Origin of the sequence: Orenia marismortui DSM 5156 (genome assembly GCF_000379025.1) — a bacterium.
GTDB lineage: Bacteria > Bacillota > Halanaerobiia > Halobacteroidales > Halobacteroidaceae > Orenia > Orenia marismortui.
The window spans coordinates 91,255-115,860 of sequence record NZ_KB900620.1 but is presented as its reverse complement, the minus strand read 5'-3'; the positions used below and the strand labels follow the sequence as shown (position 1 = coordinate 115,860).

Below are 24,606 nucleotides of genomic sequence, written 5' to 3'. Positions count from 1 at the left end.
CCAGTATTTGAAAATAATACTTATCTTATTTACATATAATAGTTTTGAAATTATAGATTTAGTTAATAATAATAAACATAAATGATATTCCTTAATTTAGTGAGGTGAAGGATATTGCTGAAGGATTTCTTTGGGAAATCTAAGTATGTAACTGTAGAGAGAAAAGGTCAAAGCGTAAGAAAAGACAATAGAAAAAATAAAGAAGATAGGCGAGAGATGCCTGATGATTTGTGGACTAAGTGTAAAGAATGTAAAGATATTATCTTTAATAAAAAATTGGCTGAGAGTTTAAAAGTTTGTCCAAATTGTGGTTATCATTTTAGATTAACTGCTACTGAAAGATTATCATTATTAGTAGATGAGAATAATTTTGAAGAGTATGATGTAGATTTAGAGGCAGCTAATCCACTTGATTTTCCTAATTATGAGAAAAAGGTTAAAAAGTATCAAAAGCGAACAGGATTAAAAGATGCAGTAATTAGTGGAATAGGCAGCATAGATGGACATGCTGTTTCTTTGGCTGCTCTTGATTCTAGGTTCTTGATGGGGAGTATGAATTCCGTTGTGGGTGAGAAGCTTACTCTTGCTATAGAAAGAGCTATTGATCAGGAGATTCCTTTAGTTATTGTTGCTGGTGGTGGCGGTGGTGCTCGTATGTATGAAGGAATGCTTTCTTTAATGCAGATGGCAAAGACAAGTGCTGCTTTAAAAAGGCTGGATCAGGCTGGTGAATTATTTGTTTCTATATTAACTGATCCAACTTATGGTGGTATTTCAGCAAGTTTTGCTTCTTTAGGTGATATTAATATTGCTGAACCAGGAGCAAAGATTGGATTTGCTGGACCAAGAGTTATCAAGCAGACGATTAATCGTGATCTACCAGAAGGTTTTCAAACTGCTGAATTCTTATTAGAGCATGGCATGATAGATAAAGTAGTTAAAAGATCTAATTTGAAAGCAACCTTAGCTAAAATATTAGATATTCATTATCCAAATAATTTGAGAGGTGAACAAGATGCCTAATAATTATCTAGATTTTGAAAAACCTCTTATTGAATTAGAAGAAAAAGTGAATGAACTTAAGGAGTTTATGCAAGAAAAAGATATAGATTTAACAGATGAAATAGAGAGATTGAAGACAAGATCTGAAACATTACGAGAAGAAATATTTTCTCAGTTAGAGCCTTGGCAAATGTTACAGATTGCTAGACATCCAGAACGTCCAACTACACTAGATTATATTAATCTAGTTTGTGATGAATTTATCGAACTCCATGGTGATAGACAATTTGGAGATGATAAAGCATTAGTTGGAGGGATTGGAAAGATTGATGATATTCCTGTAACTATTTTAGGACATCAAAAAGGTAAGACAACTAAAGAAAATCTTGAGAGAAACTTTGGGATGGCACATCCTGAAGGGTATCGTAAAGCTTTAAGATTGATGAAACAGGCTGAAAAGTTTAATCGACCAATTATCGCTATAATTAATACTGCAGGTGCTTATCCTGGGCTTGGAGCTGAAGAACGTGGCCAAGCGGAAGCGATTGCAAAGAATATGATGGAGATGTCTGGAATTAGAGTTCCAATTATTGTAATTGTTGTTGGTGAAGGAGGTAGTGGAGGTGCTTTAGGTATAGGTGTAGGTGACAAAGTTTTAATGTTAGAATATACATATTATTCTGTTTGTTCGCCAGAAGCTTGTGCTGCAATCTTATGGAAAGATTCTAAAGAAGCAAAAACTGCTGCTAAAGCTTTAAAGATTACAGCTAAAGATTTAATTAACTTAGGAGTGGTGGATGATATTATATCTGAACCACCAGGAGGGGCACACAAAGATTACAAGCTTAGTGCTAAATTAATAAAAGAAGAAATTTTAAAAGAAATAAATTCGCTACAGAAATTTACTCCAGAGGAATTATTAGACATGAGATATAATAAGTTTAGAGCTATGGGGCAAATTAAAGAAAATGTAGAGAAAATTATAGATGAAACATAAAAAATTGACCTAAAGATTTAAGGAGGAGTTTATATGAAGAAGATAGCTGTGCTAACTAGTGGTGGGGATGCACCAGGGATGAACGCTGCTGTTAGAGCAGTAGTTAGAAAAGCGATTTATGATGGTGTAGAGGTAATAGGTGTAAATAGAGGTTATGCTGGAGTTATTGATGGTGATTTTGTAAAGTTAGATAAGAGTTCTGTTAGTGATATTATTCAACGAGGTGGAACTTTCTTACGCTCTGCACGTTGTGATGAGTTTAGAACTAAAGAAGGCCGTCAAAAAGCTGCTGAACAACTTAAAAAAGAAGGTGTTGAAGGTTTAATAGTTATTGGTGGAGATGGTTCTTTTACTGGAGCGATGCTATTAAACGAAGAGACTGGAATTAGAACTATTGGAGTTCCTGCTACTATTGATAATGATATTGCCTGTACAGATGATGCAATTGGATATGATACTGCAATGAATACTATTATTGACGCAATTTCCAAGATTCGTGATACAGCCAGTTCTCATGAGAGAGCTTTTGTTATCGAAGCTATGGGTCGTCATGCTGGATTCTTAACTTTAGCTGCTGGATTAGCTGGTGGTGCTGAATCCATCTTAGTTCCAGAGATGAAGTTTGATATGGATAAAGTTTGTGAGAATATTCAAGCTGGATATGAAGAAGGTAAGATTCATAGTATTATCTTAGTTGCTGAAGGTGTAGAGATGGATGGACAAGAATTCACTACAAATAGAGATGTTAATGAAAGTAATGCTTTCTTAATTGGTAAAGAAATTAATGAAAGAACTGGATTTGAAACAAGAGTTTCTATTTTGGGTCATATTCAACGTGGTGGCTCACCTACTGGTCGAGATAGACTATTAGCTAGTAGATTAGGAGCAGCTTCAGTAAATGCGCTATTGTCTGGAGAGACAAATAAGATGGTAGGGTTAATACATAATAAGGTTGAAATAGCAGAGATCAGAGATGCTATTGAGGGTAATAAAGAATTTGATGAAGAATTATATGAATTAGCTAACATTTTATCAATATAAATATTATTAAGAGGGTAAGTATTGAGGAGGGAATATTAATAATGAGAAAGACGAAAATTGTATGTACAATAGGTCCTGCAAGTGAGGATAGAGAAACATTATCTAAATTAATCGATGCAGGTATGAATGTAGCAAGACTGAACTTTTCCCATGGTGATTTTAAAGAACATGGTGCAAGAGTAAAAACAATTAGAGAATTATCTAAAGAGAAGGGTAAGCCAGTTGCAATTCTTTTAGATACTAAAGGTCCTGAGATTAGAACTGGTATGTTAGTAAATGATGAGAAGGTTATGTTAGAAAGAGGGCAAGAGTTTACTTTAACTACAGAAGATATTGAGGGAGATAATACCAGAACTTCAGTTACATATAAAGATTTACCTAAGGATATGAATGCTGGAGATACTATCTTAATTGATGATGGTTTAATTGGATTAAAAGTTAAATCAACTACTAGTACAGATGTTATTTGTGATGTAGTTAATGGTGGTAAATTAGGATCTAGAAAAGGTGTTAACCTACCAGGTGTTGCTGTTAATTTACCAGCTATTACTGAAAAAGATATTGCTGACATTAAATTTGGTATTGAGCAAGGTGTAGATTTTATTGCTGCTTCTTTTGTTCGTAAGGCATCTGATGTTTTAGCAATTAGAGAGATTTTAGAAGAAGAAGATGCAGATATTCATATCATTCCTAAGATTGAAAATCAAGAGGGTGTAGAAAATCTTGATGAAATCTTAGAGGTAGCAGATGGGTTAATGGTAGCTCGTGGTGACTTAGGTGTAGAAATTCCACCTGAAAAAGTACCAGCTGCTCAAAAGATGATGATTAAGAAATGTAATAAAGCAGGAAAGCCAGTTATTACTGCTACTCAAATGTTAGATTCTATGCAGAAGAACCCTCGTCCAACTAGAGCAGAAGCGAGTGATGTCGCTAATGCTATTTATGATGGTACTGATGCAACAATGTTATCTGGAGAGACTGCTGCTGGAGATTATCCAGTTGAATCTGTAGCAACTATGGCTAGAATTGCTATAGAAACAGAAAAACAATTAAAATATGCTCAATTAATGGATAGAGATGGATTAGAGTCTAGAAATACTATAACTGATTCTATTAGTTATGCAACTTGCAAAAGTGCTTATGAATTAGATGCTGCTGCAATTGTTACTAGTACTCAATCAGGATATACTGCAAAGATGGTATCTAAATATAGACCATCTACTCCAATTGTTGCAGTAACTCCTAATCAAAGAGTATTCAATAAATTAATTTTATCCTGGGGAGTTAAGCCTATTTTGGCTGATATTACAGAATCTACTGATGAAATGATTCAAGATTCTATTAATGCAACTCTAGAAGCAGGGTATGTTAATAAAGATGATGTAGTTGTAATTACAGCTGGAACTCCAGTTGGAGAAGCAGGTACAACTAATTTATTAAAAATTGAAGTTGCTAAATAATTTTGTATATAATATTCAAAGGTGTAGGAATTTAAATTCCTACATCTTTTTCTATTTTTTGAGGTAAAAGATTATATATCAGGGATAGCTAATATTTTCTTTACAAAATAGAATAGCGATTAACTACATAATTAAAGGTAATGATTCTCATTAATTGTAAACAACATTAAATAAATGGAGATTTAGTATTGGAAAGCTTCATGATTGAATTAATTTAGGGTCTAAATACTATATCGGTGCTTATACTATCTATTATCCTTTTACCATTTCTTAGATAACAGAATATTATAAGGATAATCTACTAAAGCAGTAGAAAAGATAGAAGTTATGGTCAAAGAAGTAGAAGAGAATACTAGAGTCAGTGTAGGAAAAACAGTTAAATTAATTCAAAATATAACATCAGATTTATAATAATGTGCAAGGGCTAGTGGAAAAGCTCTAAGATCAAATGTAAAATATTAACAATTTAATAAATTTGGTTATTAAAGTCGACCTACTGGAATATATTTGATTCTGGTAGGTCTGTTTTTGATTAGCTTATCTGAAAGTATTTTTGTATTATTTTTAAATCAGTTATATCAAATGTGATAAATATTTATTTAAAAAGCAATATTTATTAGAAAATAATGGATGAGTTTATTTATTATAATTATAGCTTATTTTTCTTATTTGATAAAAAGCAGGGATAAAAAGACTATAAATTACAGGATATAAATTCTAATTATGTATTTTTTATTTAAAAATTGCCTTGACATTTGTTAAAAAAACATTTATTATGTTTAGATGTGATATCCATTAATTTCATAAAAACAAAAATAATAGGATTTAAATAAAATTTATCAAGTAAACTGCTGGAAAGGAGGTGAATTTTAGAAGGCGGTATTATATAAGAATTAGTTTAATTTTATGTGAAACTAATTGTGATAACTTAATAAGTGATAAAATATGGGGAGGAATTTCAATTATGGGTTCGTTTTTTAGTCAGAAAAATAATAAATTATTAGTTATATCAGTATTGATGATAGGACTTTTGGCATTAGTAGGTTGTAGTGATGACGATGGTTCGCCTACATATAATGTGTCTGGTAAAGTGATCAAAGCTGATGGAACTGGAGTTGAAGGCATTAAGTTAAATGCAGGTAATAAAGTTGCTGAAACTGATACAGAAGGAAAATGGAGTTTTACAAGGGTTAAAGAAGGTGTTGAGATTACTCCAGTTGCTGGAGAAGCACAATCAGCTACTTTTTTTGAGCCGGAAGCATATGAAGTTAAATCAAATCAAGAAGATGTAGAATTTACAATGACTGGTGTAACTGGTGCAACTTATGTTGAAGGAATAGAGTATAAGGAAGATATAGATGAGACATTATTTATTATCTCTTTTGATAGAGATATTAGAGAAGCAGATGCTAGAAAAGATCTAAAAGAAGCTATTACAGTTGAGGGGTTAGATGGAGATTTTTCTGTTAATCTTTTAGCTAATGAAGAAGCAGCTACTTTCTTAGATTCTTTAGATGAGACAAATACAGATGATGGTGATGATGATACTGATTATTTGGAAGATAAGGTATTAATTATTAGAATCAATGGAAGAGTAGCAAATGAATTGAAGGTTATAATTGAAGATAACACTTTTGTTAATTATGATAAAGATGGTGAAGAAGGTAGTAAGCTTGGAGCTATTGAAACTGCTAAGTTAGGATTAAGCATTAATACTAACTTAGAGAGTATTCAAGAAGATATGGAAGATGATGGTGTAACTGGTATTGAAGCAGTTGTTACAGATATAGATAATACAGCTAATAAGGTATTTGTTTTACTTGATGAAGATGAATTGCCAGAAATAGTATTACCAACTGTAGAGAAGCTATACTCAGCTTTAAGAACAGTGGATACTGGGGCAGATATTATTTCAATTGCTGGCAAAGAAGATAATACTTCTACTTATCGAGTTAGTGAAGAAGATCTAATCGTAGTAAGAGCAGAAAATGGAAAAACTACTGAGTATAAGATAGAGATAGACCCAATGTATAAAGACAATACAGTAGAGTCTAGAGTTAATGTTGATGGAAACAAGTACTATACTGTAGATAACACTGCTAATGTAATTAGTAGTGGTACTGTAACAATCTCTTATAATGGAAAATTTGATATTTCAAAACTTGATTATGATAACGATTATAAAGATGTTATGTTCGTAGAAAAAGATTACGATGATGAATTTAGTGCTGATAAAGCAGATGATGTAAAGGATTTAGTGCCTGGAAATGAATACAAATTAGTAGTTAGATCAGCAATTGGAACAGTTAGAATTTATGATATAGAAACTGCAGAGCCATCTGATAATACTAATTTAATATCAGATGATATTAGAGAGTTAGCTATTGATAATGAAGCTAAAACAGTAGTGGTAAATACTAATGCTGCTGGAGTTGCATTTAATACAGTATTTGCTCCAGAAGATAATGCAATTCTTCCAAGTGAAGCAATTGTAGATGATGCTACTGTAACTATAACTGCTGCTGATGGAATTACTACTGCTGATTATAAGGTTGATGTAGTTCCTGCTATTACAGATGCAGTTATTGATGATGATGTAGCCAATGAAATTAATCTAACTTTCAGTGAAGAAGTTGGATTATCAGATAAGAGTGGATTTACTGTAAAGGTAAATGACACAGAAATAGCTATTAAGAGTATGCATAATAATTCAGAAGGTAATGGTGAAGAATATGCTACTTTAGTATTAGCTGAAGATGTAAAAGAAGATCAAATAGTTACTATAAGTTATGATGGTAGTGGAGATATTAATGCTGATGCTGATAATGATCCATTATTTGCTCATGTTAATTATCCAGTAACAAACAATGTTGATGCCCCAGATTTTGCTGATGCTATAGTGAGAGACAATAATCCATATAGCTTAGAAATTATCTTTGATATGGATTTAGATCCTTTAGTAGATGAAGATTATGAAGATATTGATGCATCTGATAACTTTACGGTAATGGTAAATGGTACAGAAGTTGAAATTAAAGCTGTAACAAGAGATGATATAGATACTTCTTATAGTGGTCAGGATACTATAACTTTGACACTTGTACAAAAAATTCTTGAAGATGATGATATTACAGTATCATATACTCCTCTTGAAGAATATGAATTTATTAGAGATATTGCTGAGGATCAAACAGTTGGGTTTGAAAACCAGGGTGTAGCTAATGCTGTAAATGCGCCAGATTATGAAATGATTCCAGTAGCTGTGACTGATAATAGAAATGATATGAGTCTAATAGATAATACTGTTACTGCTGATCAAGATGCAGTTCTAGTAGAATTGGATTCTAATGTAACTATAGATGGGGATGCAAATAAAGTTGCAGAACAATTTACAGTTTATCTTAATGATAAAGCTTATATTCCTAGTGATATTGATGTTAGTACTGGTGGAACTCGAATTCAATTAACTATTGATACTAGGATTTTAGAGGGAGAAAAGATTGAGGTAGCTTATATTCCTGGAAATAATGTTTATAATGATCAAGATGTTTTAGAAGATGGAAATAATAATGTAGCAAGATCATTTGCTGCAGGTTCTGGTGACTTCTCTACAAAAGGTAAGTCTGTTCCTAATAGAATTGAAGTTCCTGAATTGGAAACTGCAACAATCTTTGATGGAGCAGCTGATAAGCTTGTATTGGATTTTAATGCTAATGTAGAACTTTATAATGTTGTTGCTGCTGATCCTAATGCTTTTACAGTAAATAGTAGTCAAGGTGAAATAAATGTTATTGATGTTACTGCAGGTACAGATGCAGACCAGGTTGTTTTAACATTAGAAGAAGCTGTAGATGAAAATGCAAAAATTAATGACATTACAGTGACTTATGATCCTCAGTTTAGATCAGATAGTCCAGTAACTACTGATTTAATTGTAGATTCTACTGCTGATGATTTATATAATAGAGTACTGCCATTTATTGATGAAACTGTAGATAATCAAGTAAAAGTACCAACTGAATTAATTAATGCTATCGTTATTGAAGGAGATAGAAATCAGCCAGATATAATTGAATTAACCTTCAATGATGATATTAAAGAAGTTAGTAAAATTGTTAATGATGCTCAGGAAAACATATTCTATGTTGATTATTCAGGTGGGGTAAGAGATAGTAAAGATCCTGAAGAAATAACTGTAACAAATGCTACAGTAAGTGGAGAGAAAGTTATCTTAACTTTAGATGATTATGTTGCTGGAGAAGATGAATTTACTTTACACTATATAGAAAATGTTATTAAAGATGTAGATGGTGATACTGTAGTTGATTTTGATGGTATTGGATTTGATCCTGATGCTACTTCTACCATTGACTTAGCTAATGGCGATAATATTGGTCTAAATGATGTTGAAGAATTATACATTACTGGTGGTAAAGCAACTAATCCACATACAATTCTATTAAACTTAAACAAAGTGATCGCTATTGATCAAGATGATCCAGACTTTGGTTTTGATGCTAGTTATGGAGATGACTTTGCTGATGATAACTTTAAAGTATATTTTGGTAGCCAAGAAATTAAGGTTACTAATACTCAGTTGAAGAAAACTGGTCAGCCAGAAGAGCAAATTCTTCTTACTCTTAATAAGCCAATCACTGTTGACTCTGGTAATGTTACAGTAAGTTATGAATTTGTTGCTGGTGCTGATCAAGATCATATTGATAGTAAGATTACTGATGGTAGACACAATTATCTTGAAAATGATAATTTAGATAGTAATAAGATTAATAAAAATGTACCAATCGAAAGTTTAGACTTTGCTTCTTTTGAAAGTGCTATAGTTGAAGATAATACTTCAAATATAATTAGCTTGACATTTACTGATAGTGTTATCAATACTCCAACTGTTGATAGTATTGATGTAACAGTAGGTGGTAGCTCTGCTACTATATCTAATGTAAGAGCTAGCGGTAATAATGTAAGTATTACATTAGATGAAAAGGTTAAAGAAGATGCTTTAGTTCAAGTAAGCGGTATATTTGAATTTGTAGCAAATGATGTTGAGCTTAGTAATGAAGCGGTTGTAAATGAAGTAGAAGGAGCAAAAGTTGCTAGTGCTGTAGTTGCAGATAATGCTTCTGATAAAGTAGTTGTAACATTTGAAGAAAAAACCAATATAGATGATGCAACTGGAAATGACACTTCTGTTCAAAGAGTAAGTGGTGTGAGTGATGAAGATCTTATTAGTGACTTCAAAGTAGCAATTAATGGAAATAATACTACTATCACTGCTGTGAATATAAGTGCTAATAAATTAACATTAACTCTTGATAGAAAAGTTGAAGAGACTGCAAGTGTAACATTAGATTACACTAATAATGATCATTTACAAGATCAATATGGAAATCTTGCAGTGGTTGATGCTAGTGTTGCTGCTTTTGCTGTAGCTAACGAAGTAGAAAATGATCTAGCAATAGATTATGATAGTGAGACTACTTTAGTTAATGATACTGCTAATGATAGTGCTGTTGTTACAGTGCCAATGACTCAAGCTATAGAATATCAAGGAAATAGTGATGATATTAATAGTCTAGACTTAAAGGTATATACTGTAAATGATGGTACTGCATTACCTATTAACACTATTGAAGTTGTTGATAGTGGAAGAACCCTTAAGATTACATTAGCAAATGCAGTAACTAAAGAAGATGGTAACTTAACTGCTTACTATATCTCTAATCCAGATAATAATTTAGTTACTATTGCTAAAGATGCAGTTGAGACATTCTCAGTTCATGTTCAAAATACTTTAACTGAGGAGTAATCGGATTTACAAAAAATAAATAGTTTAACTATTTTCCCCGTATCTTAGTTGATGCGGGGTTTTTATATGGAAAGCGAGATTCCTGCCTACGCAGGAATGACGAAAGAAGGCAGGGAATATACTGTGATTTAGAATGAGAGGAATACCCTATAAAGTATCATTTCGATTGAATCGGAATACCCTATAAAGTATCATTTCGGTTGAATCGGAATACCCTATAAAGTATCATTTCGGTTGAATCGGAATACCCTATAAAGTATCATTTCGGTTGAATCGGAATACCCTATAAAGTATCATTTCGGTTGAATCAGAATACCCTATAAAGTATAATTTCGGTTGAATCGGAATACTCTATAAAGTATCATTTCGATTGAATCGGAATACCCTATACAGTCATTCCGGTTGAAACGGAGTGGAATACCGGAATCTTGATTGTAGAATAAAAGAGATATTTTTACTTGTGTAACTAAAAATGATAATAGAGGGAGTTAAGATAAAATGAGAAGGTCATATGCATATATGATGACAAATAAAAACAATACTGTGTTATATATAGGCGTCACTAATAATATTAAAAGACGAGTATATGAACACAAAGAGAAATTAGTAGATGGTTTTACAAAAAAGTATAACTGTAGCAAATTAGTATGGGCAGAAGAATTTAAAACTATGGAAGAAGCTATTCAAGCAGAGAAGAGAATGAAAAAGTGGAAAAGAGAGTATAAAGAGAATTTAATAAAAGAACTTAATCCTGATTGGAATGATCTGTATGATTATTTTTAGTTAGAATTTTAAGCTAATATGATCTAGAGGAAGAGATACTATAATTTTGTTTCTAGAGAAGTATAATGTTCCAATTTTATTTGTGGAAGAAAAGCGAGATTCCTGCCTACGCAGGAATGACGTTTATACAGCCATTCCGGTTGAAATGAAGTGGAATGCGGGTTATACAGTCATTCCGGTTGAAACGAAGTGGAATACCGGAATCTTGATTGTAGAAGAAAAGATATACTTTGATTCTAGTTGAAATAAATTTAATATCTTAATAAATATCATTTCCAAATTATTCTTTTAATACCAGTGGGATTGATGTATAATAATTAATAGTAAAAACTAGATTAAATAACATAATTTATAATTATTAAAAAGTGTTATATTAAAAATATTAACTAAAGGTTGGTGGCATGACTATGAGAAAAAAAAGGAAGTTATTTTTACTACTAGTTATAATGTTGATGTTAAGCTCTGCTTGTTCTGATGGTAATAGTGTTAAGGAGTTCAGTTTAGAAATTAAGTTAGAGGGAGAAGGGATAGTAACTCCTACTGAAGGGATACATACATATAAGAAAGGTACAGAAGTTACTTTAACAGCCGAAGGTAAAAACGGTTGGCAATTTGAACAGTGGAAAGGAAGTCTAAATGCTACTAATAGTCCTAATACAATTGTAATTGATAGCGATATGACTATTATTGCCAAGTTTTCTAAAAAAGATTATCTGTTAAAAAAATATAGATTTGATCAGTCAGAGGATAAAGTGGTAGATTTAGGAGTACTTAATAATAATGAGGAAGTTATTGTGGCTATTACTCCATTAAACTTAAATCCTGAGAGTAATAAGATATATAGTTCTAAGCTAGATATAAACTATACTAATGAAATTAAGCAAAATTTAATTTCAACTACGAAGATACAACAAGTAGCTAGTGGTTTTTCAGATCAAGCTCTAATGGATACTAAGATGAGAAACTTAGAAGATCAATTTTTGCAAGAAAGGTTAGAGAATAAAAATAGAAAGTCTTACATACAGGATATTAACAGTTCATATCAGTTAGGTGAGAGTAGAGAGTTTTATGATGGGATTTATGAAAGTTTAACAGCTAATTTAGAGAAGGTCAGTGATCGAGCATTAATTTACGTAGAAGAAGGATATAATATGAGTCAATCTGAGTTAGACACTATAGCAGAAGAATTTGATAATCAGATTTACGATACTGATATGAGTTATTTCGGTAGAAATAATGGTAGTATCTATGATTGGGATAATAATGGCAAGTTAATTATTTTAATTACAGATATGAGTGATTATTTTACTAAGACAGCCAAGCTTAATTCTAAGACTCTAATGGGCTATTTTTTCTCTAGAGACTTTTATAGTAGAGAAGATAAAAACACTTCTAACGAAGCAGATATGATATATATTAATTATCAGGTTTTAGAAAAGATTAAAAATGGAGAGTATAGAATGGATGATTTACTAGGAACTATAGCTCATGAATTTCAACATCTAATTTATTTTGTAGAAAAATATGAAGCTGGACGAGTAGGTAGTCTAACCTTGCCAGAAGATCAGTGGATTAATGAAGGTTTTGCTAGGTTAGCTGAGTATTTAGGTGGGTATAGTAGTATTGCTAATGATACTCAGATAAACGAAGATTATTTCTCCTATCCAAAGAATGAGTCCTTGCTATATTGGGGAGGAAAATTAAGTGATTATGGGATTGCTAAGATATTTACTTTTTATCTATATCAACGTTTAGGTGCTAATATACTTAAAGAGATAAATTCTAGTTCTCAAGATGCAATGACAGTTATCTCTGAAGAGTTGGGGGAAGATGGAGATTTTGTTGATTTATTATTAGATTGGATGATTACAAATCAGATTTATGATTATACTGGGCTAGATAGTAAATATACTTACCCAACTGATTTAGGGGCAAAGCCTAGTATAGAAGAGATAACAGCTTCAACCTCTATTCAATTTGTTGTTAATTCTAATGCAGTTAAGTATTTTAGAATAAAAGGTGCTGGTAAAGAGGTTGAATTAAATTTAGAATTAGCAGAAGATACAGGGATTGTTATTTATAAATAAGGAAGATTTTATTTGAAGTGTTAATGTTATGAAGAAGGGTGATAGAAATCTGACTATATTATAGTAATTAGTTATTTGTTTAGTTTTATAATCATCTATAAAAGGTATATCTATATTATTCTAGAATTTCTATATTAGATAGATGATAGAGTTACTATGGTCTTGGATTCATTCTAGGGCCTGATCTTTAGTTTATCCTTTAAGAGGGTCCAGGTCATGCTTTGATACTAATTTTTAGGGGAAGATAACTACTATCTACTATTTTATACGCAATGTTGATCGTGGTACTACCGAATCGACTTGGCATAACCACGATCTTCTATATTAATTACGCAATGTTGATCGTGGTACTACCGAATCGACTTGGCATAAAGCTTCCTTTGAAACTAATAAGTCATTTTATGAGTTTTTTATTAACTATAATGATAGATAAGAGTTGATTGCTGAAGAAAATAAGGTGTCTGCTATTCTTTTAAAGCTTTATTTTAAGAAGGTTACCCTAGGATATGGAATTAGTAAAGAAAGCAAATAACCAAATATGAAGGCGCTTAATTAGAATTATGGTGATGAATGCTTAGATATTATTGTGATCCTTAATTCTAATGAAATAATTTAAAATAAAGGTAAAAGGGTTAGTTATATAACTAACCCTTTTACCTTTATTTTAAATTATTATTTAAGGCAAAGCTTAAAATTATCTTAAGCAGAGGGGGATTATTATGAATAGATTGTATACTAGAAATCAAAAAAATAATAGAAATAATTTTTTAAGAGATTCGGATAATAGATTTAAGTTATCGGATATGATTTTAGAAGCTTCTATGGATGCTTTTTTGGTAGTAGATTTAGAAGGAGAGATTTTAGAGGTTAATGAAGTTTGTGTAAATCTTTTAGATTATTCTCCATCTGAGATAATAGATATGAATATTAAAGATCTTAATATTTGTAGGAGTCAAGAAGAAATTAAAGAGTATTTGAATCAAATTAGAGCGAAAGGAATAGATAGATTTGAAACACAATGCTCTCTTAAAAATGGGGAAGTTAAAGAATTAGAGATAAGTGCTATTTTTATTGATAACTTTGAAGTTCCAATAGTTAATATTTTTATTAGGGATATCACCCAGAGAAAACATAGACAATATCAATTAGAAAAGGCATATCAGGAGAATAAAGAATTTTTGGATGAATTACGTAAGCAAAATAATAGAATTAATACTATTTTACAGACTTCAATGGATGCTTTTTGGGTAATGAATACTGATGGAGATATATTAGAAACTAATGAAGCATTTTTAAATTTATTTGGGTATTCATTATTAGAAATAATGAATATGAATATTAATCAATTAGATGTTAGTAAAAGTAAAGATCAACTTAAAGAGAAATTAAAGGAAATTCAGAGAAAAGGAAGAGATCGATTTGAAAGTAAATATCAACTTAAAAATGGAGAGATTAGAGATTTAGAGATCAGTGTTACTTATGTAGATTGTTTAGATCAATCTATATGTTTGGAAGAAGCTATCTTTGAAGTCTTTGCAAGAGATGTTACTGAGAGAAAGCAGAAAGAGGAAGAATTAAGGAGAACTCAAAAACAACTTATAAGATCAGAAAAGATGGCTGCTTTAGGGAGACTTGTAGCAGGAGTAGCCCATGAAATAAACACACCAATTGGTATTGGAGTAACTGCTATTTCTCACCTTGTTGAAAAGACTGAAGAGATCATAAAACTTTATAATGAAAATAAGATGAAACGTAGGGATTTAGAAAATTTCTTTAAGTCTACTATGGAGACTGCTAAAATAACTTTAAGAAATTTAAATAATGCTTCTGAACTAACAAATAATTTCAAGCAATTTGCAGCAGATCAAACAGATAATCAGAGAAGAAAGTTCAAAATGAAATATTTATTAAATGAGATAATGATTAGTTTAAAGCCTAAATTCAAGAATACTAAGCATGATGTTGTGATTTATTGTGATGAAGATATTGAAATAACCAGTTATCCAGGGGCTATTTCGCAGATTATTACTAATTTAACCTTAAACTCGTTAATCCATGGTTTTGAAGAGCAGAAAAAAGGCAAGATTAAAATTGAAGTAGTCGAAGAGGAAGATTTAATTAAGATTATATATAGTGATAATGGAAAAGGAATTTCAGAAGAGAATATGGATAAAATATTTGAACCTTTCTTTACAACTAAGCGTGGGAGGGGTGGAACAGGACTAGGCTTAAATATAATATATAATTTAATAAATAATTTTTTAGGTGGAGAAATAGAATGCAATAGTAAATTAGCTAGTTATACTGAATTCATAATTAAATTACCTAAAAAATCAAAAATTAGTAACAATTAACTAACAAATTGCTTGTTAAAAGCTATGATATCGACTAATTATAAAAAGTATTGTTTTAAATAATATATTAATATACTATTTAAAAATTCTAAAAAAGGAATTATATAGTCGAAACTAGAATTAATATATTAAAAACATATAAAATTATCTTGAATAATAGAGATTTGTTATTTGTGAAATTAGTATCTAAGATATATATTTATATAATGACAGCTCAATTAAATGTTAGATAGATTAATTCTTAAAGAGGGTGACTATGTATGGAGATAAAGGTGAGTAATAAAGATGATATAAAGGTAATTAAACTAATAGGTGATTTTGATGGTTTATATGCTGATAAGGCTAGAGAAGAAATAATGCCTATTATTAAGCCGGATATAAAGCTAGTTTTTGACATGAGTAAGTGTAAGTATATTTCTAGTGCAGGATTAAGGGTTCTTTTAATAATTGCTAAGAAGCTTAAATCTGTAGAAGGATGTGGAGTTATTACTAATTTATTAGAGGAGGTCGAAGATGTGATGGAGATAACTGGCTTCAGTCATATGCTTAACATTTATGATGATCTTAATGAAGCAATAAATTATGTTAAAAAAGGAGAATAAATTATGTTACGTGTAGATACATATCCGACTCATGAGTATGAAGGTATAAAAATTCGCCGTGGTAAAGCTTTACCTTTTGGTGCAACAATAGTTCCTGGAGGGGTTAACTTTTCCATATTTTCAAAGCATGCAACCTCATGTGAACTTGTTCTTTTTAAAAAGCATGAGCAAGAGCCTTATGCTATTATTCCTTTTCCAGATGAGTTTAGAATAGGAAATGTCTTTACCATGATGGTCTTTGATATTAACCATGAAGATATAGAATATGGTTACAGAATGGATGGACCATATAAACCTAAAGAAGGGCATCGTTTTAATAAGAATAAAATATTACTAGATCCTTATGCTAAAGCAATAGCAGGTAGAGAAGAATGGGGAGAGGAACCAGATTGGGATAAAGAAGTTCAATATCGATCTAGAATAGTATTAGATGATTTTGACTGGCAAGGTGATAAATCTTTGGAACGAGATATGAAGGACTTAATTATATATGAGGCTCATGTGAGAGGTTTTACTAGACACTCTTCTTCTAATGTTAAATACCCAGGAAGTTTTGCAGCTATTAGAGAAAAGATACCTTATTTAAAAGAGCTAGGGGTAAATTGTATAGAACTTTTACCTGTTTTTGAATTTGATGAGTTTGAACATTCAAAAATTTCTGAAGAGACTGGGGAAAGGTTGATGAATTATTGGGGGTATAGTGCAGTAGGTTTTTTCGCTCCCAAAGCAGGTTATGCAGCAACAGGCAAATATGGAATGCAGGTTGATGAGTTCAAAAATTTAATAAAAGAGCTTCATGAGAATGGGATTGAAGTTATTTTAGATGTAGTATTTAATCATACTGCTGAAGGAAATGAAAAAGGTCCCTATATATCTTATAGGGGAATAGATAATAAAACCTACTATTTATTAACCCCAGATGGATCTTACTATAACTTTAGTGGTTGTGGTAATACCCTTAATTGCAATAATCCTATTGTTAGAAATATGATATTGGATTGTCTAAGGTATTGGGTTTCTGAATATCATATAGATGGATTTAGATTTGATTTAGCATCAATTTTATCAAGAGATCAAAAAGGGGCTCCAATGGTGAATCCTCCTTTGTTAGAGACCTTAGCCTATGATCCTATTTTAGGGAAATCTAAGTTAATTGCCGAGGCATGGGATGCAGGTGGCTTATATCAGGTAGGTTCTTTTCCAGATTGGGGTAGATGGGCAGAGTGGAATGGACAGTATAGAGATGATGTAAGAAGATTTTTAAAAGGAAATGGTCAGATGGCGGGTAGAATAATTCAAAGAATTCAGGGTTCACCTGATCTTTATAATGATAGAGGTCCTATAGCATCAGTTAACTTTATTACTTGTCATGATGGTTTTACATTAATGGATCTTGTTTCTTATAATAGAAAACATAATAAGGCTAATGGAGAAAATAATAGAGATGGTTCTGATGAAAATTACAGTTGGAATTTTGGTCATGAAGGAAAAACTGATAATCCAGAGATAAAAAGAAATAGGATCAAGCAGATTAAGAATGCAGTAACAATTTTATTACTAAGTCGAGGAGTACCAATGTTATTATCTGGAGATGAGTTTGGAAATACCCAATTTGGGAATAATAACGCTTATTGTCAGGATAATGAAATATCATGGTTGAATTGGGAGCTTTTAGAGGAGAATAAAGAAATATTTGAATATTTTAAACAAATGATATCCTTTAGAAAGAGGCACCCAGTTTTAAAGACAGAACACTTTAGAACTGCTTATAATGCTTCAGGATATCCTGAAATTTCGTGGCATAGTCAACAGGCTTGGAACTTTGATTTTAGTGCAGATACTCTTACTTTAGCAGTAATGTTTGCCGGAGCAGCTGAAGAGTACAATACTAAAGATGATCAATTTATTTATGCGGCAATAAATATGCATTGGGAATTGCATGGTTTTGAATTACCAGAACTTCCTGAAGATAAAAACTGGTATGTATTTGCTAATACTGGTATGAATTCTCCAGAGGATATTTGGGAAGAAGGTCAAGAGAAGAAGCTTAATAAGCAATCTGAAGTATTAGTTGCTTCAAGGTCAATAATAGTATTGATAGCTAAGTAATTGTTCAGAGGTTTATCTACTAATTAATTTAAAGGATAAGATTAATTAATAATTTAGAATTAGCCAGATTTCTCTGATTTTTGTTATTAACGCCAGGTGTGCTAAATAAGATTAAATTAAAGGGTAATTAGTAGTATAGAAAATTTAAAGAAGGATGATTAAGATGAAAAGTTTGAAGGCACCTGCAACTATGAAAAATCTTGATTTAATGATCGGATTTATCATGGATAAAGTAAAAAAATTAGATTTAGAAGACAAGAAATTAATCTTTAATCTGAGGTTAGTTTGTGAAGAAGCTTTATCTAATATTATTAATTATGCATATTTAGATAAAGATGAGACTGGTGAAGTAAAAATAAGCTTTGATATGGATACTCAAGAGGGGAAATTAGTTCTAGAAATAGTTGACTATGGAGTTTCTTTTAATCTAGTTGAATATGACCCTCCCAAGTTAAAATCTTCTATAGAAGAACAGAAGATTGGAGGCTTTGGTATTCATCTAATTAAAACTTTGATGGATGAAGTCAAATACAAAAGAGAAGCTGGAAGAAATATATTAACTTTAGTTAAATTAATTGATGTCAACTGATAAATAATTATATAAAGTTTGATTTCTATTTCTTGGGAAGGTGAAGGTATTGAAAGCAGATAAGAATAAGATACTATTCAATTTTGAAGATAAGAATAATATTTTTGAAAAAGAAATTTTCTTTGGCTCAGAAGACCAAGATAGTGAAATATTATTTGCTCCTGAAGATAAAGAAGAAATTAAAAAGGATAAGGCATCTAAATGGAAGATATTAATTGTTGATGATGAAAAAGAGATTCATAGGATAACAGAGCTTGTATTAAATGATGTTGATTTTGAGGGGAAGGGTATTGAATTTATTAATGCTTATTCAGCTAAGCAGGCTAAAGAGATAATAGATAGTGAATCGGATATAGCAGTAATTTTACTTGATGTTGTAATGGAAAATGAAGACTCTGGTTTGAATTTAGTAAAGTATATTAGAGATGATTTGAAAAATAATTTAGTTCAAATTATCTTAAGAACTGGTCATTCTGGACAAGCACCAGAAAGAGAGTTAATTAAAGCTTATGATATTAATGACTATAAGGAAAAAACAGAACTAACATCTCAAAAATTATATACTACAGTAATGACCTCTTTAAGATCTTATTATAATTTAAGAAAATTAAAAGAAACTGTAGCTACAAAAGAGAGAATAGAGAGTGAATTAGAAATAGCTAGTAAGATTCAAGTTAGTATGCTTCCTAGATCTTTTCCCCCTTTTCCTAATAGTGATGAATTTGATATCTTTGCTAGTATGGAACCTGCTCGACAAGTAGGAGGGGATTTCTATGATTTCTTCTTTATTAGTGATAATAAGCTTTGTCTTGTAATTGGAGATGTTTCGGGGAAAGGTATTCCAGCAGCAATATTTATGGCTATAACTAAGACTCTAATTAAAAGCGAAGCTTTAAAGGATATTTCACCAGCTGATATTTTTTATAATGTCAATAATGCTTTATGTAAAGATAATGATGAATCCTTATTTGTTACAGCTTTTATAGGTATACTAGATTTAAGAACTGGAGAATTTGAGTTTGCTAATGCAGGGCATAATGCTCCTTTGATTTGCCGGGATAATAATGAATGTAGATATTTAAAATCTAAGGATACATTTATTCTAGGCATAAATGAAGATTTTAAATATAAGACTGAAACTACTCAATTTAATCCTAATAATGTTTTAGTATTATATACTGATGGTGTAACTGAGTCGAGAAATAATGCTAAAGAACAATATTCTAATCAGAGGTTACAGGAATTACTATCTGAATTAGAAGATAAGGATGTAAATAATATAGAAAAGGTAGTCAAAGATGATTTAAGGAGTTTTACTAAAGGAGCCCATCAATTTGATGATCTAACAATGTTAATACTAAAGTTTAATAGAACTAGTGATATATAAAATAATATTAGATTGATTAAAACTATTTGGATTTTAGATGAGTATTTTAAAGCTACTAAGAGATTTAAATCTCTTAGTAGCTTTTTTTAGTGTGATTACAAAATTATTTAAACTTACTAAATAATATCTACAGTGTGACGAGGGGAATATATAATTGAGTTGCTATAAAAGGAAAATTAGAGAAGGAAGTAGATTTATCTTTGATTTTTTTGTGCTTCTACTTTTCTTTATACATATTCATATCAACAATTTTAATTAAGTGATTCTATAATAAAGGACTAAACCCCTCTTTTTAGTATTAATTACTATTAAGAATTATTTATAATTCAAAAAATAAAATTTATGAGTTTAATAGCAGCTATTTTAGTTTTTTAAAATAAAATATAATATATTAGTAGCATATTTAGAAAAGTTATCTAAGATCAATGTGTACTAAGGAATTTTATAAGTCAGATAGGGAATAAATAAGATAGAATCATAGATATAAAGGAGGTCTAAAGTATGCTAATAGGTGAGGTTTTAAATAAAGTAGCAAAGGAGAAGGAAGGAAAGGTTGTAGCAAGTTGTGAGAATAATAAGCTTACTTATAATGAGTTAGAGAAAAAGACAAATCAATTAGCAAAAGGAATAATTGATTTAGGAATTAATGTAGAAGATATGGTAAGTATTTTATTACCAAATAGTATCGATTTTTTAATTGCTTATTTTGGAATTATTAAATCAGGGGCTACAATGGTGCCTATAAATATAATGTATAAGTCACCTGCTATAGAGTATATACTCAACAACTCAGAAGCTAAAGTATTAATTACCTCTCGTGATTTTTTAGAAAAGGTTCAAGGGTGTGATTTAGAATATCTAAAAGAGATAATAATTATTGAAGAAGAAAGAGTAGAGGGGTATAAAAATTTAAGAGATTTCTTTAAGGGAGACAGCTCTTATCATAAGGTAGAGAGTTTATCCCCAGATAATGTAGCAGCTTGTCTATATACATCTGGTACTACAGGTGATCCTAAAGGTGCTATGTTAACACATAAGAATTTAGTGTTTGATACAGAGTCTTCAATAGAACATTTAAAGGTTGATAGTACAGGTCGTTATCTATGTGTTCTACCGATGTTTCATGCCTTTGCAGAGACTGTTTGTATGTTAATGCCTGTATTTTTAGGAGCAACTATTATAATTATGAAGAAATTCTTACCGGAACAAGTTTTAAAGACTATTCAAGAGAAGAATGTAACATTTTTTTCAGGTGTACCTACAATGTATATAGCTTTGTTAAACGTTAGATATAAGGAAAAGTATGATTTATCTCATTTAGAGTTGTGTTTGTCTGGTGGAGCAGCAATGCCAGTTAAAGCGATGGAAGATTTTGAAGATATCTTTAATGTTACAATTGTGGAAGGAGATGGACCTACAGAGGCTTCTCCAGTTGCCTATGTAAACCCAGTTAATGGTACTAGAAAACCTGGATCAGTTGGTATAGCTATCCCTGGTGTAAAGGTTAGGATTGTTGATGAAAATGATAAGGAAGTATCTCGTGGAGATATTGGAGAGATTGCAATTTATGGTGATAATGTAATGAAGGGATACTTTAAAAAAAATGAAGCTACTGCCAAAGTGTTACGAAATGGATGGCTTCATACAGGAGATATGGGCAAGATGGATGCTGAAGACTATATCTATATTGTTGATAGAAAAAAGGATATGATAAATGTAGGGGGTCTTAATGTTTATCCTCGTGAAATTGAAGAGTATTTATATACAAATCCCAAAATAAGGGAAGCTGCTGTAGTTGCTATGATAGATGAATTAAGGGGAGAGGTTCCAAAGGTTTTTGTTGTTTTAAAAGATGGTCAACAAGCAACGGAAAGGGAGATAAGAATATATTGTAAAGATCATTTTGCTAACTATAAGATTCCAAAGAAGGTTATCTTTATAGAAGAGTTACCAAAGAATGCTACTGGAAAGATAGATAAGAAGGTTTTAAGAGAAATCTAAGAAGTAATTTAGAATAATAGAATAAGTTTAAATAAGAGGTAAGTGTAAATATTTACACTTACCTCTTATTTATGGAGACTAATATATTTTAATTTAAAATTTAATTTTATGAGCATAAAATTACAGTAACGAGTGACTAGTAACAGATTACAAGTTAACTTATTTATTATTTATAGAAGTATCGTAATATCTTCTATAGCTCCTTATTTTAGTTTTATTCTAATGCTGAATATATAGATGCTTTACTTAGCTAAATATGAAGAGTATTCTTTTCTTAGTTCATGCAGATAATTAAGTTTATCTAGAGATTTCTTCTCATCTTTTATAGCTATAGCTACTATTATAGATTCAACTAAAGCTATTGGAGCAACCATTGAGTGGAATTCCCATACTTCACCACGGTCAACATATAGGACAATATCACTTCTATCAACCATTTCAGATACAATTAAATCAGTTATTAGAATAATTTTAAAGCCAATTTTTTCTGCATAGTCTAAAATCACTTTGGTTTCAGCTAGTACTTTAAAGAAAGCAAAGATGATTACTGTATCTTCTTGAGTTATATTGATTAGACTTTCAAATATTTCTTTTCCACTTTTAGCTATCTTTCTGATATTTAATCCAAATCTATTCAAGCGAAAAGAGAATAAATCAGCTATACTTTCTGTTGGCCCTGGAGAGAATGTATATATGTTTTTAGCTCTTAGTATAGCATTTATCGCTTTATTAAACTCCTCTTTAGACAGATTTCTAGAGGTATTGTTAAGGTAGTTAATAGATCTATTTATTATTGTGCTAGGGGCTTCTTTATCAGTAATTTCATCTAATATAGATTCCATTTTATTGGCAGGTGTTATTTCAAATGTATTTTTTAAATGATCTTTAAACTCTTTAAATCCTGAAAAACCAATAGATTTACAGAATCTTGATATTGTAGCTATACTAACCTTAATCTCTTTTGATAGTTCGTGCAAAGTCATATATGGAATAACCTTCACATTTTTGCAGAAAAAATCTGCGATCTTTTTCTCACTTTTAGATAGATCTTCTATATTTATATCTATACCATAAATTTTCATAATTATCAGTCCTCCTCAATGATTTGTGTTAAGCTAATGTGTTTTGTTAGTTCATTATTTAATATAGGTGATTATAATTTAACTGTAATTAATACAAGGTCTAAAGCTATTATTATTATAATGTATAGAATATAAAATGTAAATTTTTTTACATAAAAAAATAATTTTAAAAAAATTTACATTACATTAACATTTAGTTTATATCTTTTTAACATTTAGGTCTTATAATACAAATTGAAACTAAGGTTATTTCTCAACAGGGAATAAATAAAGTATAGTTTTCAATAATTATAGTTGATTAAGAAGTTGCTAATATGATTAATAGCCTTATTTTTTAGATTTAAAATATCTATAAGGTATGTAAAATTAAAAGGGGAGATGATTAATTATGAAGACTAATTCTAAAAAGAGAGTTTTGACTCAGTCACAAAAAACGATGGTTTTTATCTTGTCTATGGCTTTATTTGGAATGGCGGATTTAATTACTGAAATAGTTCCAGAGTTTGCAATTGGACCTATCGAATTTTCTGTTTCTTATTTTGCTTTTATACCATTGGTGTTATGTATACTTTTTGAGCCATTGTATGCTGCGTTAGGTGCTTGTTTTGGTGAAGTTATCTTTGCAGATTTATTAATGGGTGACTTTGGTGGCTTAGGTGAGTTAGAAGGTTTTATAGAATTAGCAATAGGATTATATATTGCAGGTTTATTGGTAAAAGACCCCAAAAATCGTAGACAAATTGCGATTGCAGTACTTGTTGGTGTAGGAGTTGACCAGATGCTTAGTTCTATAGTTGATATTTCTAAGGTATGGATTGGGATCGAAGAGTTAGAGGCTATTCCGGGGCTTCCTAAAAGTATACTGCTTTTAGAAGGATTAAGTTTTATAAATGAGATGGTAATTACAGGTGTTATATTTGGCTTAATACCAACTTTATACCTAGTTCCTAGATTACATGGTAAGATTGAGCCATTACTAGGAATAAAGCCTCGTACAGAGCTTGAATCTACTTCTATGTTGGAGCTTCTTACTCCAAAGCTAATTGTTAGCTCAGTATTATTTGCCTTTATTGCAGCTATTTCAGAATTTATGTCTGAAATGGATATTAATTTTGGGGTGTGGGAACCTGAATTTTTAGATAAATATGGGCAAGGATTTATTTGGGTTGGAATATTAGCAGCAGCTGTCTTCCTTGCTGGTGTTATAATCTTTATGATGAACAGTAGAAATAAAAAAGCAGTTACTGAATAGTTAGATTTGGATGAATAATTTATGTCTGTTTATTGA

General features: G+C 30.7%; 14 protein-coding genes and 1 pseudogene. 14 read left to right on the top strand and 1 reads right to left on the bottom strand.

Annotation, left to right across the window (positions count from 1 at the left end; genetic code table 11):
- Window positions 1-114: 114 nt before the first annotated feature.
- The 13 genes and pseudogenes from accD to OREMA_RS0109915 all read left to right on the top strand — a co-directional run bounded on the left by accD (window position 115) and on the right by OREMA_RS0109915 (window position 22,236).
- Window positions 115-1,023, top strand: coding sequence for an acetyl-CoA carboxylase, carboxyltransferase subunit beta (accD, locus tag OREMA_RS0109980; RefSeq protein ID WP_018249121.1), 909 nt, complete (start codon window positions 115-117; stop codon window positions 1,021-1,023).
- Complete coding sequence (accA, locus tag OREMA_RS0109975) at window positions 1,016-1,999, top strand: acetyl-CoA carboxylase carboxyl transferase subunit alpha (protein ID WP_018249120.1); 984 nt, start codon at window positions 1,016-1,018, stop codon at window positions 1,997-1,999. The genes accD and accA overlap by 8 nt, the downstream gene beginning before the upstream one ends.
- Before the next feature lie 33 nt (window positions 2,000-2,032).
- Complete coding sequence (gene pfkA, locus OREMA_RS0109970) at window positions 2,033-3,040, top strand: 6-phosphofructokinase (protein WP_018249119.1); 1,008 nt, start codon at window positions 2,033-2,035, stop codon at window positions 3,038-3,040.
- A gap of 41 nt (window positions 3,041-3,081) precedes the next feature.
- Window positions 3,082-4,491 (top strand): annotated as a pseudogene (gene pyk / locus OREMA_RS0109965) (pyruvate kinase); the annotation flags it as partial.
- A 973-nt stretch (window positions 4,492-5,464) separates the two neighbouring features.
- The gene (locus OREMA_RS0109960) at window positions 5,465-10,324 is read left to right on the top strand and encodes a SwmB domain-containing protein (protein ID WP_018249117.1); all 4,860 of its coding nucleotides are present in this window, start codon (window positions 5,465-5,467) and stop codon (window positions 10,322-10,324) included.
- 498 nt (window positions 10,325-10,822) lie between these two features.
- A complete protein-coding gene (locus tag OREMA_RS0109955) occupies window positions 10,823-11,107 on the top strand; it encodes a GIY-YIG nuclease family protein (protein WP_018249116.1) in 285 nt (94 codons plus the stop codon).
- A gap of 407 nt (window positions 11,108-11,514) precedes the next feature.
- Entirely contained in the window at window positions 11,515-13,194 is a 1,680-nt protein-coding gene (locus OREMA_RS0109945) for an InlB B-repeat-containing protein (RefSeq protein WP_018249114.1), read from the top strand.
- Window positions 13,195-13,913: 719 nt separating this feature from the next.
- A complete protein-coding gene (locus OREMA_RS18675) occupies window positions 13,914-15,548 on the top strand; it encodes a PAS domain-containing sensor histidine kinase (RefSeq protein ID WP_018249113.1) in 1,635 nt (544 codons plus the stop codon).
- Between the two features lie 260 nt (window positions 15,549-15,808).
- Window positions 15,809-16,150 (top strand): STAS domain-containing protein, encoded by a 342-nt coding sequence (locus OREMA_RS17625; protein WP_018249112.1) that lies wholly within the window; start codon window positions 15,809-15,811, stop codon window positions 16,148-16,150.
- A 3-nt stretch (window positions 16,151-16,153) separates the two neighbouring features.
- On the top strand, window positions 16,154-18,259 hold the full coding sequence (gene glgX, locus OREMA_RS0109930) for a glycogen debranching protein GlgX (RefSeq protein ID WP_018249111.1): 2,106 nt from the start codon (window positions 16,154-16,156) through the stop codon (window positions 18,257-18,259).
- Between the two features lie 163 nt (window positions 18,260-18,422).
- A complete protein-coding gene (locus OREMA_RS0109925; RefSeq protein ID WP_018249110.1) occupies window positions 18,423-18,848 on the top strand; it encodes an ATP-binding protein in 426 nt (141 codons plus the stop codon).
- A 49-nt stretch (window positions 18,849-18,897) separates the two neighbouring features.
- On the top strand, window positions 18,898-20,235 hold the full coding sequence (locus OREMA_RS18385; RefSeq protein WP_018249109.1) for a PP2C family protein-serine/threonine phosphatase: 1,338 nt from the start codon (window positions 18,898-18,900) through the stop codon (window positions 20,233-20,235).
- A 501-nt stretch (window positions 20,236-20,736) separates the two neighbouring features.
- Window positions 20,737-22,236 carry a long-chain-fatty-acid--CoA ligase gene (locus OREMA_RS0109915; protein ID WP_018249108.1) on the top strand — a complete coding sequence of 500 codons (1,500 nt, stop codon included), beginning with the start codon at window positions 20,737-20,739 and terminating at the stop codon, window positions 22,234-22,236.
- 242 nt (window positions 22,237-22,478) lie between these two features.
- Here the strand turns inward: OREMA_RS0109915 and OREMA_RS0109910 are convergent, their stop codons facing one another.
- Window positions 22,479-23,318, bottom strand: coding sequence for a MurR/RpiR family transcriptional regulator (locus OREMA_RS0109910; RefSeq protein ID WP_018249107.1), 840 nt, complete (start codon window positions 23,316-23,318; stop codon window positions 22,479-22,481).
- A gap of 388 nt (window positions 23,319-23,706) precedes the next feature.
- Here OREMA_RS0109910 and OREMA_RS0109905 point away from each other — a divergent pair, with 388 nt between their 5' ends.
- Window positions 23,707-24,570, top strand: a complete 864-nt coding sequence (locus OREMA_RS0109905) for a hypothetical protein (RefSeq protein WP_018249106.1) — start codon at window positions 23,707-23,709, stop codon at window positions 24,568-24,570.
- The last annotated feature ends 36 nt before the right edge of the window (window positions 24,571-24,606 follow it).

Excerpts from the sequence above, each read along its gene's own strand:
- accA (WP_018249120.1), top strand. The coding sequence starts at position 1,016 with ATGCCTAATAATTATCTAGATTTTGAAAAACCTCTTATTGAATTAGAA.
- pfkA (WP_018249119.1), top strand. The coding sequence starts at position 2,033 with ATGAAGAAGATAGCTGTGCTAACTAGTGGTGGGGATGCACCAGGGATG.
- OREMA_RS0109960 (WP_018249117.1), top strand. The coding sequence starts at position 5,465 with ATGGGTTCGTTTTTTAGTCAGAAAAATAATAAATTATTAGTTATATCA.
- OREMA_RS0109955 (WP_018249116.1), top strand. The coding sequence starts at position 10,823 with ATGAGAAGGTCATATGCATATATGATGACAAATAAAAACAATACTGTG.
- OREMA_RS0109945 (WP_018249114.1), top strand. The coding sequence starts at position 11,515 with ATGAGAAAAAAAAGGAAGTTATTTTTACTACTAGTTATAATGTTGATG.
- OREMA_RS18675 (WP_018249113.1), top strand. The coding sequence starts at position 13,914 with ATGAATAGATTGTATACTAGAAATCAAAAAAATAATAGAAATAATTTT.
- OREMA_RS17625 (WP_018249112.1), top strand. The coding sequence starts at position 15,809 with ATGGAGATAAAGGTGAGTAATAAAGATGATATAAAGGTAATTAAACTA.
- glgX (WP_018249111.1), top strand. The coding sequence starts at position 16,154 with ATGTTACGTGTAGATACATATCCGACTCATGAGTATGAAGGTATAAAA.
- OREMA_RS0109925 (WP_018249110.1), top strand. The coding sequence starts at position 18,423 with ATGAAAAGTTTGAAGGCACCTGCAACTATGAAAAATCTTGATTTAATG.
- OREMA_RS0109915 (WP_018249108.1), top strand. The coding sequence starts at position 20,737 with ATGCTAATAGGTGAGGTTTTAAATAAAGTAGCAAAGGAGAAGGAAGGA.
- OREMA_RS0109910 (WP_018249107.1), bottom strand. The coding sequence starts at position 23,318 with ATGAAAATTTATGGTATAGATATAAATATAGAAGATCTATCTAAAAGT.
- OREMA_RS0109905 (WP_018249106.1), top strand. The coding sequence starts at position 23,707 with ATGAAGACTAATTCTAAAAAGAGAGTTTTGACTCAGTCACAAAAAACG.